We start from the raw sequence: 18,334 nt of genomic DNA, 5'->3' as shown, positions 1-18,334 counted from the left end.
ATAAAGGGCAGTGGCAGTATAATTGAGTGATTTTTCAGGGAAGGAATGCATTAATACCTTTTAGCAGAACTTAATCGACAGACGGGTGTCAAAGAAACCAGTACGTATCGCTTTATACTGGTTTCTTTTGGATGGCTATGAAGGGTTCAGCTGAAGGTTTCACGGCTGCAGTTTTTTTCCAGACGCTGCACTACTTTCGGGAGTTGATGTGGCTTGAAGAGCATTTCTCTTATCATAAAAAGTAGCTGTCTTGCTATCGTCTTGTTGCAATGCATAGAAGGCACCCAGAGTGTAAGAGTAAGGAATGCTTTCTGCGTGGGAGAATGACCATCTAGGCACATTTTCCCTGAAGTATTTCTCCCAGCCATTCTCGAATAGCTTCATGGTGCGATCCCGACGCTCACGGAACTGAAGGTAATTTTCGTGTCGTGTCCAGCCATACAGGGTGCCGTTGGCTTTAACACGGTTTGTATAGTCTTTATCGGTTTCACTGACGCGTTGAGGTGAAGCAACAGTCGTACGTTTCACATAGTTATCTTGCGTTTCACCCACGCCCAGCCAGCGATTAATTTTGTCAAGACTACGGCCCAAAGGTCCACCCAGCCATTGAGTGAGCATCTTGTTGTCGTTCATAAAGAAGTCGTAAGTGAGGCTGGACGCCAGCGCGAATCCGAATGTTTGGGCGTAGGTAAACCCGGATAAAAGACCGTGGGCGTATGTTCCGAAGGTGGCTACCGGGTCCAGCAGCAGACCGGTTGTGGTAGAGGCCAGGGTTTTCACTTTTTGTGGTGTCACCCTGTGCAGCAGCGGTATCTGAACTCCCTGTCCGGAGCCCATGGATTGCACTATTTCCGGCACCAGACGGGAAATGCTGCGATACATCTGCGGGTTGGCGTTGTACTGTCGGGCAAACAGCATAGAGCCGGTTTTCAGCAGAATGACCGAGGAAGCGGCTTTACCCCATGGCATGGCCAGCCCGCCCAATTCGGAGATTTGTTCAATGCCACGGTGATAAGCATATTGCCCGGTTCGATCAGGATCAACACCATAAGATTCCAGCCAGTGCTGGAAAGGTATCAGCATCCGATGCAGGTAATCTCCTCTGCTGGTCAGATCCAGAAGATAGAGGAACGACAGGTTCGAGAGGGATAGCTCAGCAGCCTGCCAGGTGGTGTGGGTAGCCAGCAGGGGTTTGTAGCTGGAGAAGTACCAGGTGACAGCCTGTACCAGAAAGGCTGAAGGCTTGACCCAGTAATTCAGTAGCTGTCGTTCAACCGCTGCGGCATGAGCCTGCATTAATGTGCCATGAACAGTTTCGATCAGGTCTGATTCAGATATTCCGGCAGCACGGGCATAAGGTGCCAGGGTATCCTGAACATTGGCCAGGAATGCTGCTGTCCTACGACCATTGTCAAAGGCAATATCATCAAGAACGTAGTTGGCGATGACCGCAGCTGCGTACTCTTTCATGCCAGTAACAGACTCTTTCATACCCGTCGGGCCAGTGGCTGTGACAGCTACTGGATCAAAGGCACTTTGCATGAATTCCTCAACAGCCTTGTCGGACAGCATCCGGGCAACCTTCTTGAAGTTGGGTATATGGACGTCGTGTTTGTAGCCGAGGAAGTGTTCAAATTCATCCACAGTCTGATAACCATCGACACCTCTGATGGCCTTCATGTAGTTTCCAAGCTCGATCTTGCTGATCAGTCCTTCCCGCAGCAAAGCAATGATCCTGCCACCACTGACAGAGTGGGCAGCGAAGTATTCCGAAAAGTCTTTCAGGTCCCCTGGTTTATGCTCGACGAAGTGAGTGGCTCTTTTGCCCATGCCGCGTATTCCATCGTCGTATTGTTGAGCCCCGGTTTTTATCTCATTCCTGGCCCTTAGCGCCAGATTCTGGACTTCCTCAATGACATTCTGAGATTGATCTTCTGAATGCCCGAAAGGCAAGCTCGTCTTCAGGCTCTTGAAGACCTCCACCATCCGACTGGCCTGATCAAAGGGCAGATCGTCTCCGACCATTGCCTGCAGGCGAATCGGTGCAAATTCATCGTTAAAATCAAACGTCGCAAGGCCGGGTATTGTTTTACCGTTTTTGACGGCTGATTCTGCCAGGTCCAGTGCGGCATCCAGAGCCTGTTGCCTGAGAGGGTGCTGCTCTGTGAAGGTGTCCATATCGGTCAGAACTTTTGCCTGTCTAGGTGTGAACTGGAAGGGACCGCCGTCATTTTCGACGGCTTCCTCTGCGGCCCTCAGGACTTCCTTCATTCTCTCAATGTTTGCTTTCCTGACTTCAATCTCTCTTTCCAGACGGGCCTGCTCCTGACTCAGTTGCTGAATCCTGCCGCCAGAACCATCATCACCGCCCAGTTTTACCAGCCTGTTTCTCAGGGCATTAACCCGGTGTTCATTGGTGTCAGTGGCGTCTGGTTCAAGACCCATGGTTTTTTCCATGGGGTCAAGAAACGTTTTATGAAAATCGATCAGGTCCTCTTCTGCTTTTGATACCGCTTCACTTCTCTGCTCCAGGGCTGTGTTCAGGCGGGTTATTTCGTTCTTCTGTTCGGTTTCGGCCTTTTCACCGGTGTTTCCAAAACGCTTGATCTCCTCTTTTTTAAGATCAAGACTCTCTTGTGCGTTCCTCTCTTCAAGCCGTGCATTGGTCAACTCCCTATTTTTCTTGTCGTGAATACGCAGTAGTTGCCTGACCCGAAAGTACTTTTTCCTGGCTGAAGGCAGTTCACCCAATAGTTCATCGAATTCATGGGTTTTGTCTTGATCGTGATTATCTCTTCTGCTCCGAATGACAATAAAGTAATCAGCCTCTTCCGGTAAAATTTCGTCATTTTCTTTTATCTGGATGTTGGTATTTGTTTTGCCTACCCGTTGCTCAACGATTAAATCCTGCTTCTCTTTGCTGTGTCCCGACAGGAAATCTTTGACATCCTCCATTATCTCTTGAGGGTGTTGTTCGTTACCTGCATCCAGCGCCAAGTCGGTCTGAGATTCTTTCATTACCTGATTGATTGCTGTGTCGTATTTATCTGAGATATGTCGGAGGTCAGCACGACTCCCGGCAAATAACACGTTTTTGCCACTAAGCCTGTTCAGTTTTCGATGAACATCTGTTAGCTCTGTTTCAGCTTTTTGTATTGCTTGTCTGGCTCTGGCTAGCTCACGATCAAGAACGTATCGGGGTTTGGGTCCCAGGCAGGCCAATTGCCTGTCAAGCTCTGTATCAATGGCTGTGATATGCTCATTAATGCTGACAATACCTGCTTTGGAAACTTCTTCATTCAGCTGTTGGAGTGTTCTTTTAATTAGAAAGTTCTGGTCGTCAATGCTGGCATCATCTTTATAGGCCGCAATGTTGAGTTGAGAAGCCATTTCATTGTTTCTGCGTCTTCTGACATCTTCATCGCCATTGGCTTCGTTTACTTCTGTTATTAATGCCTGAATTTTGTCTCCAACAACATACTTGCTGTTGTACAGGTAGTCATCGTTTTCAATAGTTAATCCCAGCTCATTGGCCAGCTTGGCAACGAAAGCTTTGCCTCTTTCTATAGCTCCATGGTTTATATCGGAGGAGATAAGCAGAACGTGCTCTATCATTTCAAGCAGGTCTTTCTGATGATTAAAGACTCGCGCATCCGTGTTTTCGACATGGTAGGTAAGATACCCTTGAATCTTCCTGAGTTTTGATGCCTTTTTTACGCTCGCAGGTATCATCTTTTCTTTTGAGAGGGCATCTTCTATCGTATTCAGCATGTCTTCTGAGACATCATTGCTGACAAGTTTTGTACGAACCCTTTCAAGCCTTGCTGTTTTGTAATCGTCTTTGTTAACTTGGATTTTGAATATTTCTTCTACTGTTTGCAGTATTTTTAGAGCATCTTCCTCTGCCTGCTGTCTGATTTTTATGATGTATGTCTGAATTTCATCAGAAATGGCTTGACGACGGTGATACACGTCATCAACGCTATCGGGGTCATCCATGTACAGGGTTCTTTCCACGGCGGTCAGTTTCCCAAGCACTCCATCTTTATTGCTATCAAAATTCATGGTGTTTAAATGACTGGCAATGGTTGCATGGTGTGCTTTGACTTCTGCTTCTCTTTCAGCGTTAAGGGCTTTTGTGACATCTGTTCTGATAGTACGAACTTGTGTTTCCAGCTCCGGGATTCGTTGAGCATCCAGCAGAAGTTTCAGTTCCATATTTTCCAGGTATTCCAGTTCGACATGAATCTTTACAAGCTCATCCTTAACTTCCCAATAGCGTTGTTGCAGCTCACCCAGCTTTTCCTTGCGACTGGGACTGGCTACTCCGATTCTGGACTTTAAGTAGTCATGAAGTCCTAAGAGGTCACTTTCTTTTGCATACAGCTTGTCCAGTTTTTTAAGCAGCTGTCTGTTCATGTCTCCTATGACTCTGGCAGCAAACTTTTTGTCCTTCTCATGATGACCGGTTTGCACCTGGCTGTCATGGTTGTTAATGGGTATAACATTCTGAATATCCTGGACAAAATGCGGGTTAATCAGAAGATTTCTGAATACGGGTTTGAAATTGAAGTGTTCTATGAGTTGAGAATGCAGCCATTCTGGCGTGATGACCGACGAAGCAACCCTGATGTGTTCCAGGGTGAATTCAAATTCAGGGACCTGAATCGAACGAGCTGGAGCATTACTGGCCAACGCCTGCTGGAGATATTCATAGTGAGCAAGTGCATCTATTGCCAGTTTATCTTCGTTTGTGAGCGTCGTCGGTTGATCTTCGTGAACGACAGCATCGTGCCGCGCAACATACTCCTCAAGTATTGCCATCTGCCTGCTTCGAATGACGTGCTGGTAGTTTTTGACCTTATGTTTTTCAACCTTTGCTAACACTGCAGGGACGGGGTTATTACCCTCAACTTCTTCCCAGAGGTAATAGAGGTTAGAGAGCTTTTCTACAAAGGCTATATCATTCGGACTCAGCCTCTGACCATGGAAAACAATCTCTTTCCCCGAAGCTTCTGCTACTTCAAGTTTTGGATAACCCGCAGGCACAGGATAAAACTTTGTGTCATCGTCGACGTGTACAACGTAACCGACGGGTTTGCTGTGGGCCATGAGTTCATTAAGAGCCTGCTGTTGTAAGTCCTCTCCCAGGACATGAACCTGGATATAGGCAGAGGTGGCTGCTGCCAGAAGAGCCTCCTCATTGATAAAGAGTGATTGACCCAGACGCTGCAGTTCAGGGGGCTGATCCCCCGAAGCGATAAGACGCATGAAAGTACGTCCATCCACTTCAACTTTTTCTACTTCAAGGGTGGCAAGGGCAATAAAGTGATCATTGGCGCCCAGCTTTCCTTTTCTGTCGTAGACAGCTGCCAGTAACTCATCCAGTTGCTGGGGGGCGGCGATTTTCGTCAATGGTTCTAATGGCTTCTCGTCATGAAATGCACGAAAAGCATTAATTGAATCCTCATCGGTCATTCCGGCTCTGACTTCAATGAACAGTTTCGTTTCTTCAAGGTTATGGGTGAACCTGAAGACTTCCTCATCATCTAACTTCAGGACTTTGGTGTATTTTTGAGCAACGCCATTGTCGCCTGTTTGAAACAGGTCAACACTGGAAACTTTGCCACCAACATTAGAAATTCTTTGTGTAAAGCTTGCAGAAGGAAGGTGATAGTAGTGTTCTCTGTCGATAGTATAAGGGTAGGTGGTTGTAAAGGAGTTGGGTATTGGCTGCTGGTCAGGACCTGGAGTTGGTCGAATCATAACGTCACTGTGGGGAAACTCCTCATGTCCACTGGCCTGAATATGGATAGATTTGGTATGCAGCCATCGATTAGCCAGTGCCTGTGTGCCAGTGAAGGACGAGCCGATCACAGCGATTACAGCAAGGCTTAAAGCATTGGGGCAAGCATTTGTCATTCTACTTCCTCGGAGATGAGTACCCGATTAGTGTGGAAAGTGGTTTCTTACAGGTGTTAATCGGTAGCCCAATCAGAAAGAAACCGGTATGTATCCTTTTATGCCGGTTTCTTTTGGGTGGCTATGAAGAGGTCATCCACTGGTTTCTGATATTAAAGTTCGTCGCGGGGATTTTTATTGTCACCCCAATCTTCATCAAGTTCGAAATCCTTAATCACAGCCTCAATATCAAGATTGTCTTCAGGATCAGCCTTGGCTGCCAAGGTGTCATCAGGCGCTAAAGTCCCTGTGGTGGCCGGTGTGGAGGAAGCAGCTGGAGTTGCTTCAGGCTCTGGCAGGGGAGTTGCCTCCACGGTGTCAGAAGCAACCGTTACACCCGCAGTGACCACCAGCGTCGCACTGGTTGGTGATGTTGTAGTGGTCGGCATTATTGGTACTTCAGCGGTTGTGGTTGTAGTTGTGGCTGCAGGAGTTACCAGTGCAGATTCAGTATTTTTCCATGTATCGTCTTTTTCGAGGTCGTCCATTTCAGCAGCTTGATCAGGCTCTTTCACCGAACTGGTCTCTGTGGGCTCAGAAAGCAGCTCTGCATCGGGAGTCATATACCACTCCTCATTACCATCAAGCTGATCGCCCACGGCTCCGGGCAGAAAGCTTGATTGAGAGGAGGGGCTATCGTGGGCAGAAAGTTGCTTATCATCGCGCTTTTGCCCTTCGAAGAAGGTACCCAGAGTGTAAGAGTAGGGCACACTCTCTGAATGGGAGAATGACCATTTGGGCACATTTTCTTTGAAGTATTTCTCCCAGCCATGCTCAAAGAGTTTTATGGTGCGATCACGGCGTTCGCGGAACTGCAGATAATTTTCATGTCTTGTCCAGCCAAGCATCATGTTGCCCGTTTTAACACGATTTGCATACTCCCCGTCGCTTTCACCGGAGCGTTGAGGTGTGGCAATGGCCGTACGTCTCACATATTCATGGTCCGATTCGCCCACGCCTCGCCAGCGATTAATTTTGTCAAGACTTCGGCCCAGGGGGCCACCGAGCCACTGAGTGAGTATTTTATTGTCGTTCATAAAGAAGTCGAAAGTGAGGCTCGACGCCAGGGCAAATCCAAATGTTTGAGCATAGGTAAAACCGGAGATCAGCCCATGGGCGTAGGCTCCAACAGTAGCTACCGGACCTAGCATGAGGCCGGCGGTGGCAGAGGCCAGACTTTTCACTTTTTGTGGTGTCACCCGGCGCAGCAGCGGTACCTGAACCCCTTGCGCGGAACCCATGGATTTCACTATTTCGGGCACCAGACGGGAAATACTGCGATACATATGGGGGTTGGCATTGTGCTGCCGGGCAAACAGCATGGAGCCGGTTTTCAGCAGAATGACGGAGGAAGCAGCTTTACCCAATGGCATGGCCAGCCCGCCCACTTCGGAGACTTGCTCAATTTGATTATGGTAGGCGTATTGGCCGGCTCGTTGAGAATCAACACCATAGCGTTCCAGCCAGTGCTCGAAAGGTGTGATCATTCTGTGTGCGTAATCACCCCTGTTGGTCAGGTCCAGCAGATAGAGGAATGACATGTTTGAGAGTGACAGCCTGGCAGCCTGGCAGGCGGTATGGGCCACCAGTAGTGGTTTGTAGCTTGAGAAGTACCAGGTGACAGCCTGTACCAGGAAGGCTGAAGGTCTGACCCAGTACTCATTGAGCTGTTGCTCAACCGCTGCAGCATGAGCCTGCATCAATGTGCTGTTGATAATCTTGATCAGGTCGGATTCAGGCAGGCCAGCAATGTGGGCATAAGGTGTCAGGGTATCCTGAACATTAGCCAGAAATGCCGCCGTCTTGCGGCCGTTTTCAAAGGCAATATCGTCAAGAACGTAATTGGCGATGACCGCAGCTGCGTAGTCTTTCATGCCGGCAACAGACTCTTTCATACCGGCTGGGCCAGAGCCGGTGACGGCCACAGGAGTAAAGGCACTGCGCATAAGTTCCTCAGCCCCCTTGTCGGACAGCATCTGAACAACCTTCCTGAACTCAGGCACCTTGACGCCCTGGTTGTAGCCAAGGAAGTGTTCAAACTCATCCACTGTCTGATAACCGTCGACACCTCTGACGGCCTTTATGTAGTTCTCAAGTTCAACCTTGCTGATCAGACCTTCACGCAGCAGTGTTATGATCTTGTTACCACTGGCAGAATGGATCTCGAAGTATTCCGAGAAGCTTTTCAGGTGCCCTGATTCATGTTCGACGAAGTAAATGGCTGTTTCACCCATGCCGTTAATGATTTCGTCGTAATATTTAGCACCTCTTCCTATCTCATTCCTGGCTCGGTGCGCCAGAATCTGGACTTGTTCAATGAGGGTCTGGGGCTGATCTCTCTCAGGCTCGAAAGGAGGAGGGGGGGAGGGGAAGTCTGCCTTGAGGCTTCTGAAAACTTCCAGCATCCGACCGGCCTGATCAAACGTCAGATCTTGTCCGGCCATTGCCTGTAAGCGAATGGGCGCAAACTCATCGTCAAAATCGAAGGTCGCAAGGCAAGGTATTGCCTTTCTGCTCTTTTCTGAAGAGGCTGCCAGACCTATTGCGGCTTCCAGAGCTTGTTTCCAGAGAGAGTGCTGCTGCGTGAAATCGTAAATATCAGCCAGAACTTTTACCTGTCTCGGTGTGTACTGGAAGGGGCCGCCGTCGTTTTCGGCGGTTTGCTCTGCAGTCTTCAGGTTCTCCTTCATTCTCTCAATGTCTGCTTTTCTGGTTTCTATCTCACCTTCCAGGCGGCCCTGTTCCTGAATCAGTCGCTCGATCCTGCCGCCAGTGCCATCTTCCCCGCCCAGTTGCAGCTGTTTTTTTCTAAGGGCATCAATCCGTTGTTCATTGGTTTCAGAAGCGTCTGGTTTGAGACCCACAGCTTCTTCAGTGGCCTCAAGAGCCGTTTTGTGATGTTCCATCAGAGCGATTTCTGCTTTTGATAAAGCATCACTTTTCTGCTTCAGGGCCAGATCCAGCAGCTCTATCTCGTTTTCTATCGCCTCTTTTCTTCGATCCAGGTTCTCTTGCACAGCAAGCCGACGAACCACTTCCGATTCATCGTTGGCGATCAAACATCTCAGGGCATCCCGTTTCTCGATATCGGTAGAGTCTGGTTCAGGACCTGTGGCTTTCTCAGTGGCTGCAATAGCCTCTTTTCTTCGATCCAGGTTCTCTTGCACAGCAAGCCGACGAGCCACTACCGATGCATCGTTGGCGATCAAACATCTCAGGGCATCCCGTTTCTCGATATCGGTAGAGTCTGGTTCAGGACCTGTGGCTTTCTCAGTGGCTTCAATATTCGCTTTATGAGCCTCCTGAACTTTCGATGCTTCTGATTCAGCGTCACTTTTCTGCTCCGGGGTTTGCTTCAGGTCGGTCTGCTCAGGGTCTGTAATCTGCGATTCAAATTCGTTCTCATGTTCGGTTTTAACTTTTTGTTCGATGCCTCCGGCTTTGTTAATCTCCTCTTTTTTACGATCCAGATTCTCTTGTGCAAGCGCCTTTTGATGCCGTGCAGATTCTATGTCCATGCCTTTTCTGTCGTGTACACTCAGGAATTCCGTGACCTGAGTGTATTTTTTTCTGGTTAAAGGCAGTTCACCTAATGTTTCATCGACTTCATTGATTTCGTCCCGGCCATGAATTTTTGCGAAGGCTGTAATGGCAAAATAATCAGCTTGTTTCGGTAATCGGAGGTGATCTTTTATCTGGATGTTCAGGTTTTTTGTGGCAGCCTCCAGTTTATCAATGATTTCATCTCGTCTCTCTGCACCGTCTCTCTGCATAAAGCGGTTGATGTCGTCTACTCGTTCTTCAGTGGTTTGTTCGTCACCTGCAGGCAGACCCAGTTCGGTCTGTATTTTTTCCATTGCCTGATTGAGAGCGCTGTTATCTTCATCCGAGATAGGTTCAATACCATCGCGATTTACCAGCACTAATTGTTTGCGACGAAGATCATTCAGCTTGCGATGAGCACCTGCCAGCTCAGTGTTAGCTCTTTCTATGACTTGCCTGGCTGTGGCGACATCACGTTCAAGAACGAATCGGGGTTTAGGTCCAAGGCGGCCCAATTGCCTGTCAAGCTCATCTTCAATGGCTGCGACACGCTCTTCAACTTCAGGCTGACCTGCATTCATCGATTCTTGATCCAGTTGCTGTGTCAGTTGCTGGAGTTTGCCGTTAATCAGCTCGATCTGGTCGTGGATAGCGGCATCATCTTTATACTCCTTAACGTTGAGTTTACGAGCCAATCGATTGTTAAAGGTTCTTTTGGCAGCTTCATCCCTATAGCCTTTGTGTAATTCATCCATCATTTTGTGAAGTACGGCACCCAGAGCATACATCCGGTCAGACAGGCTGAGATCCTTTTCAAACTCTAACTTCATATCACTGGCCAGCTTGTCAGTGAAAGCCTCGTGTCTTTTATTAGCAGCAGGGTTTTTCTGAGGGTTGATACCCAGCTTTTTCTCAATAGCAGTAAGATAATTAAGCTGGTGTTCTCTGGCTCGCAGATCGGATTCTTCGACTCGAGAGGTCAGATGCTCACGAAGCCTGTCGAGCCGTATATCTCCTTTCTCCGGATCCACCAGCGTTATGTCGTCCGTGAGGATCTTAACCATCTCGTCCAGCTGGTATTCTGATATATCATCACCGTTAAACTTTGAACGAACTGTTTCAAGTCTTGCTTCTTTGCCAGCATATTTGTCGATTTCGAGGTGGAATATTTCTTCCAGTGCTTCCAGTATGTTCAGAGCCTCTTCCTCTGACCTTTTTTCGGCTTCCATGATGTATGTCTTTATGTCATCAGAAATAGCCTCGCGCCGGAGATAAACGTCTTCCTCTCCACCGGGGAGAGTCATCTCCATGGCATTTTCCACGGCACTCAGTTTCTCAATTACTTCAGGCTTGGCTTTGGGATGACCCGGAGTTCTGACGTCTTCCAGTTCTTGTTCCAGTTCTGCAAGTCTGGAGAGCTTCTCATGGACGGTTGACTCCAGAGTGACGGGGTCTTCCTCATTCAGCTTAATACCAAGAACCGCTTCTAAAGCGCCTTTTCTGGCCTCGGTGTAAGAATTCTCTGCATCCTGTCGATCAGCCTCAACTTTATGATGCAGCCGTTCCGGATGGTCTTCCAGTGCCGAAAGTCTTTGAATCAGGTACTGTTTTGAATTCTCCATCATCTTGATTTTTTTAAGCAGGCTTTCTTGCTGTTCATCAATATCTGCATCGCTATCAAAATTCTGAATGTTCAGATGTGCGGCAATGGTTGCATAGCGAGGTTTGATTTCAGCGACTACTTTCGAATCTTTTCTGATGTTCTGCTGCAGAAAGCGTTCTCGATCTATCTGAGCTGCCTGCTGTTTCAGGTGCAGCTGAACAGTCTGGAAACGGGCTTCCAGATTTTTATCGTCAACCGGGAAAAGGCCGAGCTGTATTTCAATGTCTGTCAGCCTGTTTTTTACGACATCATCGGTTACTTCTATCTGCAGTTGCTTGAAGTATTGGGCGGCCTTGTGAATGGACTCAAAGCGGCTAATCAGATCGTTTTCATTGTCTGGAGTCAGTTTGAGCCCTTTTTCAATCTCCGCCATTTTTACTTTTAAAGCTTCAGCCCGCTGTTGTTCTGTTGCGGCAGCTGAACTCTCGATTTCGTTAATTTTCTCTCTGATGAGTCTGGCTTGCTCTTCTGATGGCGTGCTATCAATACCAAGCTCTTCTGCCAGCTGGATGTTATATTTGTCTATGTGTGCTGTTAATGTTATGTGATAGTCTTTTCTCTTATTCAGAGTTTGATCGACTTCCTTCCGAAGATCTGTCAACTGTTTTTTCTGTATTTCCAGCCCCTGCTGATGCTCAAGATGTTTCTGAATGGCCTGGTGACGGGCCTTCAGGTCATCTTTGTTAATCGGCATCAGCCCGAGTTGATCTTCTATAACAGCCAGCGCTTCTTCTTCGGCGAGTTCTGCCCGTTGCTCCATATACTCTTGAATAAACGCAAAGCGGGAACCCAGATCGCTTTCATCGTCCGGAGTAATTCCTAACACGCTTTCAATCGCCGCCAGTTTTGCCTCTGGAGCTTCTTCATAAGACTCTCCTGTTGCAGCGAATGTTGCGGCCACCGCCAGGTTCATTTTATGAATTTTTTTTATAATGAGTCTGATTTGTTCTTCGGATGGCTGGGTATTATCCCAGTTGTCAATACCCAGTTCTGCTGCCAGTTGAGTGTTGTAATTTTTTATGGCCTCTTCTCTGGCATGACTAACTTGTTGTTCCAGCTCTGGAATTCGTTTGACTTCCTGCTTAAGTTGATCTGAATGCTCTTGCAGCTGTTCAATCACTTCACGATTCTCTGCAAGCTGACTCTCAACTTTTTGCTTGAGTTGAACTGCATAGAGTTTTTCTTCCTCACTGATAGCGGCTTTCTCCGACAGGAGTTTCAGCTCGTTTGTAATCTGAGCCAGCTTACCCTCTAAGGCCATATGCTTTGTCAGCTTCATTTCCATCTGAACCATTTGGTTGGCGATGTCGCTCAAGACTCTGGAAGCAAACTCTTCGTTGTGAGCTAAAGCATCGAGCATTAATGAGTCGGCGGTGAGTAGATTACTCAAAATACCCTTAGCAAAACTCTTAATGATTAGATGGTGTCTTAGTGCGGGTTTGAAACTGAAGTGTCTGGCGAGTTGAATCTGCATCCAGGTTGGCGTGATGACAGACGAAGCAACTCTGACCTGTTCCATTGAGAATTCAAATTCATCTGCTGGAGCTGCTGCAGCAGCACTGGCCAATGCCTGCTGGAGATATTCGTAGTGTGAAAGCGCACGAAACGCCTGCAGATCTTCGTCTGTATACGTCACCGGTTGATCTTTGTCAGCTCCGGTAGAGTGCGTCGCTACAAGCTCCTCCAGCAGTGCCATCTGCCTGCATCGAATGGCGAACTGGTAGCTTCCGACCTTATGTTTATTGACCACTGTTGCTGGAGCGGGTTTGTTTGCCTCTGTTTCTACCCAGAGTTTATGGAGGTTTTCTACAAAAGCGACATCTTGCGGATTCAGCCTCTGGCCATGGAAAACAATCACTCCCTCCGAAGCTTCTGATACTTCCAGCTTCGGATAGCCCGCAGGCACAGGATAAACCTCTGTGTCATCTTCGGCCTTTACAACGTAGCCGACGGGTTTGCTGTGTGCCAGGAGTTCATTAAGAGCCTGCTGTTGTAAATCCTCTTCCAGAACATGAACCTGAATATAGGCAGAGGCGGCGGCTGCCAGGAGAGCATCGTCATTGACAAAGAGCGATTGCCCCAGACGATCCAGTTCAGGGGGCTGAACGCCCGAAGCGACAAGACGCATGAAGGTGCGCCCATTGACCTCAACTTTTTCTACTTCTATGGTGGCAAGGGCAACATAGTGATCACTTGAGCCGAGGTTTCCTGCTCTGTCGTTGGCGGCGTCCAGCACATCAGCCAGTTGTATGGGGGTGGCGATTTTTGTTGACGGTTCCAGTGATTTGATGCCATGCGATTGCCATCCTTTACGAATAACCTCAATTGAATCCTGATCGGTCATTCCGCCTCTGACTTCAATGAGCAGTTCGTTTTCTTCAAGGTTATGGGTGATCCTGAATACGCCCTCATTACCCGCCTTCAGGACTTTGGTGTATTTCCTGGCAACATTATTCTCGTCTGTCTCAAACTGATCAACACTGGAAACTGTGCAACGAGTATTATAAAAAATTTCTGAAAAGCTTATAGAAGGATAGAGAAGGTCCTCATTTACTGCAGGCTCATAAGGGTAGGTGGTTGTAATGGATTTGGGTATTGGCTGTTGGTCATCACCTGAAGTTGGCTGAACCCTGACCACACTCTGAGTGAACTCCACATGTCCATTGCCCAGAATATCGGCAGATTTTGTCTGCAGCTTGCGATCGGCCAGTGCCTGTGTGCCAGTGATGGAAGAGCAGATTGCAAAGGTCACAGCAAGGCTTAGTGCATTGGGGTGAGTATTTGTCATTCTAATACCTCAGAGCGGAGTACTTCTGATACTGCGAAAAGTGATTTCCATACCAGCCAAGGATGCAGATTCCGGTCAGTAGCTCATGGCTGTTAATCGCGTATGGCTGTTAATCGCTCATGGCTGTCAATCGCTCATGGCTGTCCCGGTAAGCGGTTGAGAGAATTTGTAAGTACCCAAAACTTTTAGCAGTTAAATGGAGAGCTGCAAGTTCAAGTGTCTAAATATCCAAATTCTGGCCAATGAGCAGGTAAAGATATGAGACCTGTTTCAGCTGTTTCAGAAGATCATTATTGGGAAGGTCTGATGGGAGCCAGTCACGGTTTGTTGTGTTCTCTGAGCAACGAACTGCGAAACAGGAACCTGTCAGGTGACTAACAGTAATCCCCGTCGTCTGGTGGGTGTCAAAAGGGAAAGTGTCAAAAGGGAAAGTGGGCTGAGGCGGTAGCCTCAGCCTAACTGGTGAGCCACTCAGAATCAGGCTGCGGCTGCGGTACTAATGTACTGACTCCTTAACTCTTCGATCTTCTGCAGATAGCCGTTGTATTCAGGGGAACCGTCGTGTGAATAGTTCAGGTTCTTGAGCAGGCCGGTCAGCTTGACGAAGTAGTCACGGGCAACTTCTTTATCCTTGAAGGCGTACTGCTGACTGATCAGGCTCACAACCAGCTCGAAGCAGGCCTGCTGGCGACTCAGTGGGCAACTGCTGTCGACGTCATCAAAGGCGTCCTGCTGGAGGTAAACCATATCCAGGAAGAAAGACTTCTGGAAAGTAACGTAATCTTCCAGAGTAATACCTTCTTCACCGGTCACCTGCATCATCTGGTTAATGCTGTCACCTTTGACAAGCAGAGCCTGCATTGCCTTGACGGTATCGACCCAGTCAGGGGACAGGTTTTTGCTGTACCAATCGGACAACTGATCAAGATAACGGGACCAGGAGATCAGTGGATCTATGGCAGGGTAGAAACGCTTGTAGGCGCGGTCGTAAGACAGCCCCAGAAAAGTTTTGACCGTACTCAGAGTGGCCTGGGTGACAGGCTCCTCGAAGTTACCACCGGCAGGAGATACGGAGCCTACCAGAGTCAGGGAACCTTCGTTTCCTTCTTCGTTACGAATCACACCACAACGCTCGTATACACCTTTAATGGCGGAGTCCATGTAAGCAGGGAAGCCTTCTTCACCCGGAATTTCTTCCAGACGGTTGGAGGTCTCACGCATGGCCTGGGCCCAGCGGGAAGTTGAGTCTGCCAGAGCGAGGACGTTGTATCCCATCTGACGATAGTACTCACCCAGTGTCAGACCCGTGTAGATAGAAGCCTCACGGGCAGCTACCGGCATGGATGAGGTATTACAGATGATGACGGTGCGGTCGATGAGAGAGCCGCCTGTTGTTGGATCTTGCAGGTGCGGGAATTCTTCAATGGTTTCCACCACCTCACCGGCACGTTCACCACAGGCTGTTACAATGACGATGTCGGCATCGCAGTAACGGGAGAAAGAGTGCTGGAGTACCGTTTTTCCGGAACCGAATGGACCGGGGATACAACCGGTGCCACCACGGGCAATGGGGAAGAAAGTGTCCACGATTCTCTGGGTGGTGACCAGGGGAGTATCAGGATACTGACGTTCAGTTTTACCTTTTCTGGACAGGGTTTCAGAAATGGAGTGACGCACTGGCCACTTTTGAACCATGGTCAGGGCAACCTCGTCTCCCATCTGATTGCGCACTTTGGCAACAACGGTATCAACGCTGAAGGAGCCTTCCTGAATCCAGATCACTTCCACTTCACCTTCGGTGTTGAAAGGAATCATGATTTTGTGGGTAAAGCGACCTTCCGGGACCGTACCAAAGGTTTCACCCGCGTGAAGTTTGTCGCCAATCTTGGCCACAGCTGTGAATGCCCATGTCTGACTGCGATCAAGCGCATCAATCTGAACACCACGCTGCAAGAACTTGCCGTGCAGAGACGCCAGTCTTTCCAGAGGGTTCTGCAGACCATCGTAGATCATGGAAAGAATGCCGGGACCCAGTTCCAGTGAGAGCAGCTGCCCCGTTTGGATGATAGCATCACCTACCGCGACACCCCGGGTGTCTTCGTAAACCTGAATATCTGCGATATCACCGCGAACCCTCAGGACTTCCGCCATCAGTTGCTCTTCAACCTGTTCATTGGAACGACGGCCGGGCATCACATAGACGACTTCGTTTTTGGTCAGTGGCTTACTGCCCAGACTCTTGATGGTGATGATATCACCCATTACGGCAACGACTTGGGCAGAGGCTCCGTGGGCCAGTGCCTGCTGTTCCGGTTCTGTGTTTGTCTGTTCACTCATTGGCGTTTTCCAAAAGCTGTTTACTGCTTGCCATGACGATAGAGTCCTCAGGCATCAGAGGGATGCTGTATCTTTTCATGGCTGCTTATATCAGGCTGTCCCCCAGGTACTGGTTCCAGATAGTGGGTGGACAAATTCGCCCAGCGCCAGGTCGGTCAATTCGTTAAAACGTTCCACTGCCTGGTCACCGTCGTAGGCTGTCCAGCGGGCGACCAGGTTCCAGCGCAGAAGATAGATCACAACCGCTTCAAAGTCGAAGCTGTGTTGTCTGCCAGCGTCGTCCAGTCGGCGCCACACGGCTTCCAGCAGGGTTTTCTCCAGTGTCAGATAGTCCTGCTTGTTCAGGCAATCAATAGCCTGTGGAATCCATGGGAAGGCATGCTGAAGGCCCAGTGTCGGGTTGCTCCAGTTGCGACGAATGTAAGCATAGCGGGTACCGAAGCTCCACTGGGGATCGCCCGGTGCCTGCTTGCCCTGCATTTTACGACGCAGTGCTGCCATGACCGTTCTCATGTCCAGCCGCCAGTTGATCAGATCACGCAGAGTCTGGCTGGGAAGTTCTCCATGCAGACGGGCAGCCAGCTTGATCAGGGCTGCCTCGTCTACATCTTCACCCAGGTGGCTCCAGTGCATAAGCTGCTCGACCTTGATCAGGGTATCCTTGTCTTCCTGATTCAACATGGAGAGGCGTCGATCCAGTTGCAGACGGGAGATCGGAGTGATCTTGCTGTCAAACAGTGAATCGATGTGAGGCAGCGAAGTCACCAGGGTGTAATAGGCGTTTTCTGCCATTTCATGCTCCCAAAAAGTCCGGCGTTTTCAGTCTTGACTGTCAACTTCCGACTCTTAACTCATTATTTGACGATACCTTCCAGCAGCGCCCGGAAACGAGGCTGTAGGTGCCTCAGTAAGACAGCAGTGACGGTTTGGTCACTCAGTTCTACTTCGATCTCCTTGTCCTGAAGACGGAATTTGATACCGCTCTGACTGGTCTTGCCTACCGAGAAAGTCACCCCCTCCTGAAGCATTTCAGCAGCCTGACCAGTGACGAAGTCCAACAGAGGACCTTTTTTAACCAGGTCCGGGTTTTTGCGCAGCTCATCAAGACCAATGACCTTGCGAGGCAGGACCACTTCCAGGTTTTTCTCGCCATGCAGGTTATTTTCGCCCGCCACTTCAAGAATCATCTGCTTGAGCACTTCTTCTTTCTCGAGGGAGCCGCTGACCAGGGCGCTGATCTGTCCGGAGAATTTTTCCAACAGGTAATCTTTCAGCTCCAGAACGGCATTACGCTCCGCGAGTTGCAGGGCTTCCTGACCGGATTGGGTGATAAAGTCCGCCTCTTCACGGGCTTTGCTGACAATCATGTCGGCTTTCGCCTGAGCTTCCCGGACCAGCTCGGCGGCATGGCTCTGGGCCTCGCTGACAATCCGGTCAGCCCGCTCACGACCGTCCTGTACGCCCTGATTGCGCAGTTTTTCGATCAGCTCCTGGACGCCAACAGAGACGTTCTGGCCGCCAGGATTCATTGCTGCTGTCATAATTTATTCCTCTGGTTAACAGTCCACCGTCTATTGTTCACAGTCTTCTGATCAGGCCGTGATCTGCTGACCCAGCACCAGAGCAAATACGAATGCGAATACCGAAAAGCCCTCAACAATTGCAGCAGGCGCAATGGAAAGGCCAAAGACTTCCGGTTTGTTCTTGGAGGCATTGATACAAGCGGCAACTGCCTGACCCTGGTAGATAGCAGAGTACATCAGGGCAATACCGGTCAGCAGACCAATACCCAGCAGGCCCGGGGCGCTGTTATCGGAAACACCGATACCGCTGAGGGTGAACATGATTACAATGCCGTATATAACCTGTGATGAAGGCATTGCCGACAGGCCGATAAATTTACCGTAGCCACTTTCAACATCCAGCATGGCACCACAGGCCGCCTGACCAGCGACTGAACAGCCAATGGCTGAACCCACTGCCCCCAGTGCAACCGGTGCAAATACGCCTATCCAGCCCAGGGCCAAGATCAGATTTTCCAT

The 18,334-nt window shown here is 49.1% G+C and carries 6 protein-coding genes; all 6 read right to left on the bottom strand.

Going from position 1 to position 18,334, the window contains the following annotated elements; genetic code table 11:
- Nucleotides 1–159 precede the first annotated feature (159 nt).
- Nucleotides 160–5,922, bottom strand: coding sequence for a hypothetical protein (locus tag ACO6VG_RS23920; protein WP_422475950.1), 5,763 nt, complete (start codon nucleotides 5,920–5,922; stop codon nucleotides 160–162).
- Between the two features lie 152 nt (nucleotides 5,923–6,074).
- Nucleotides 6,075–13,955, bottom strand: coding sequence for a hypothetical protein (locus ACO6VG_RS23915; RefSeq protein WP_422475948.1), 7,881 nt, complete (start codon nucleotides 13,953–13,955; stop codon nucleotides 6,075–6,077).
- A 477-nt stretch (nucleotides 13,956–14,432) separates the two neighbouring features.
- On the bottom strand, nucleotides 14,433–16,292 hold the full coding sequence (locus tag ACO6VG_RS23910; RefSeq protein ID WP_422134604.1) for a V-type ATP synthase subunit A: 1,860 nt from the start codon (nucleotides 16,290–16,292) through the stop codon (nucleotides 14,433–14,435).
- A 90-nt stretch (nucleotides 16,293–16,382) separates the two neighbouring features.
- Nucleotides 16,383–17,084 carry a DUF2764 family protein gene (locus ACO6VG_RS23905; RefSeq protein ID WP_422134603.1) on the bottom strand — a complete coding sequence of 234 codons (702 nt, stop codon included), beginning with the start codon at nucleotides 17,082–17,084 and terminating at the stop codon, nucleotides 16,383–16,385.
- Nucleotides 17,085–17,146: 62 nt separating this feature from the next.
- The gene (locus ACO6VG_RS23900; protein ID WP_422134602.1) at nucleotides 17,147–17,833 is read right to left on the bottom strand and encodes an ATPase; all 687 of its coding nucleotides are present in this window, start codon (nucleotides 17,831–17,833) and stop codon (nucleotides 17,147–17,149) included.
- Nucleotides 17,834–17,884: 51 nt separating this feature from the next.
- Nucleotides 17,885–18,334, bottom strand: a complete 450-nt coding sequence (locus tag ACO6VG_RS23895; protein WP_317145793.1) for an ATP synthase subunit C — start codon at nucleotides 18,332–18,334, stop codon at nucleotides 17,885–17,887.

Origin of the sequence: Endozoicomonas sp. ALB032 (genome assembly GCF_049310125.1) — a bacterium.
Classification (GTDB): Bacteria; Pseudomonadota; Gammaproteobacteria; order Pseudomonadales; family Endozoicomonadaceae; genus Endozoicomonas_A.
This window is presented reverse-complemented; position numbering and strand designations above follow the sequence as displayed.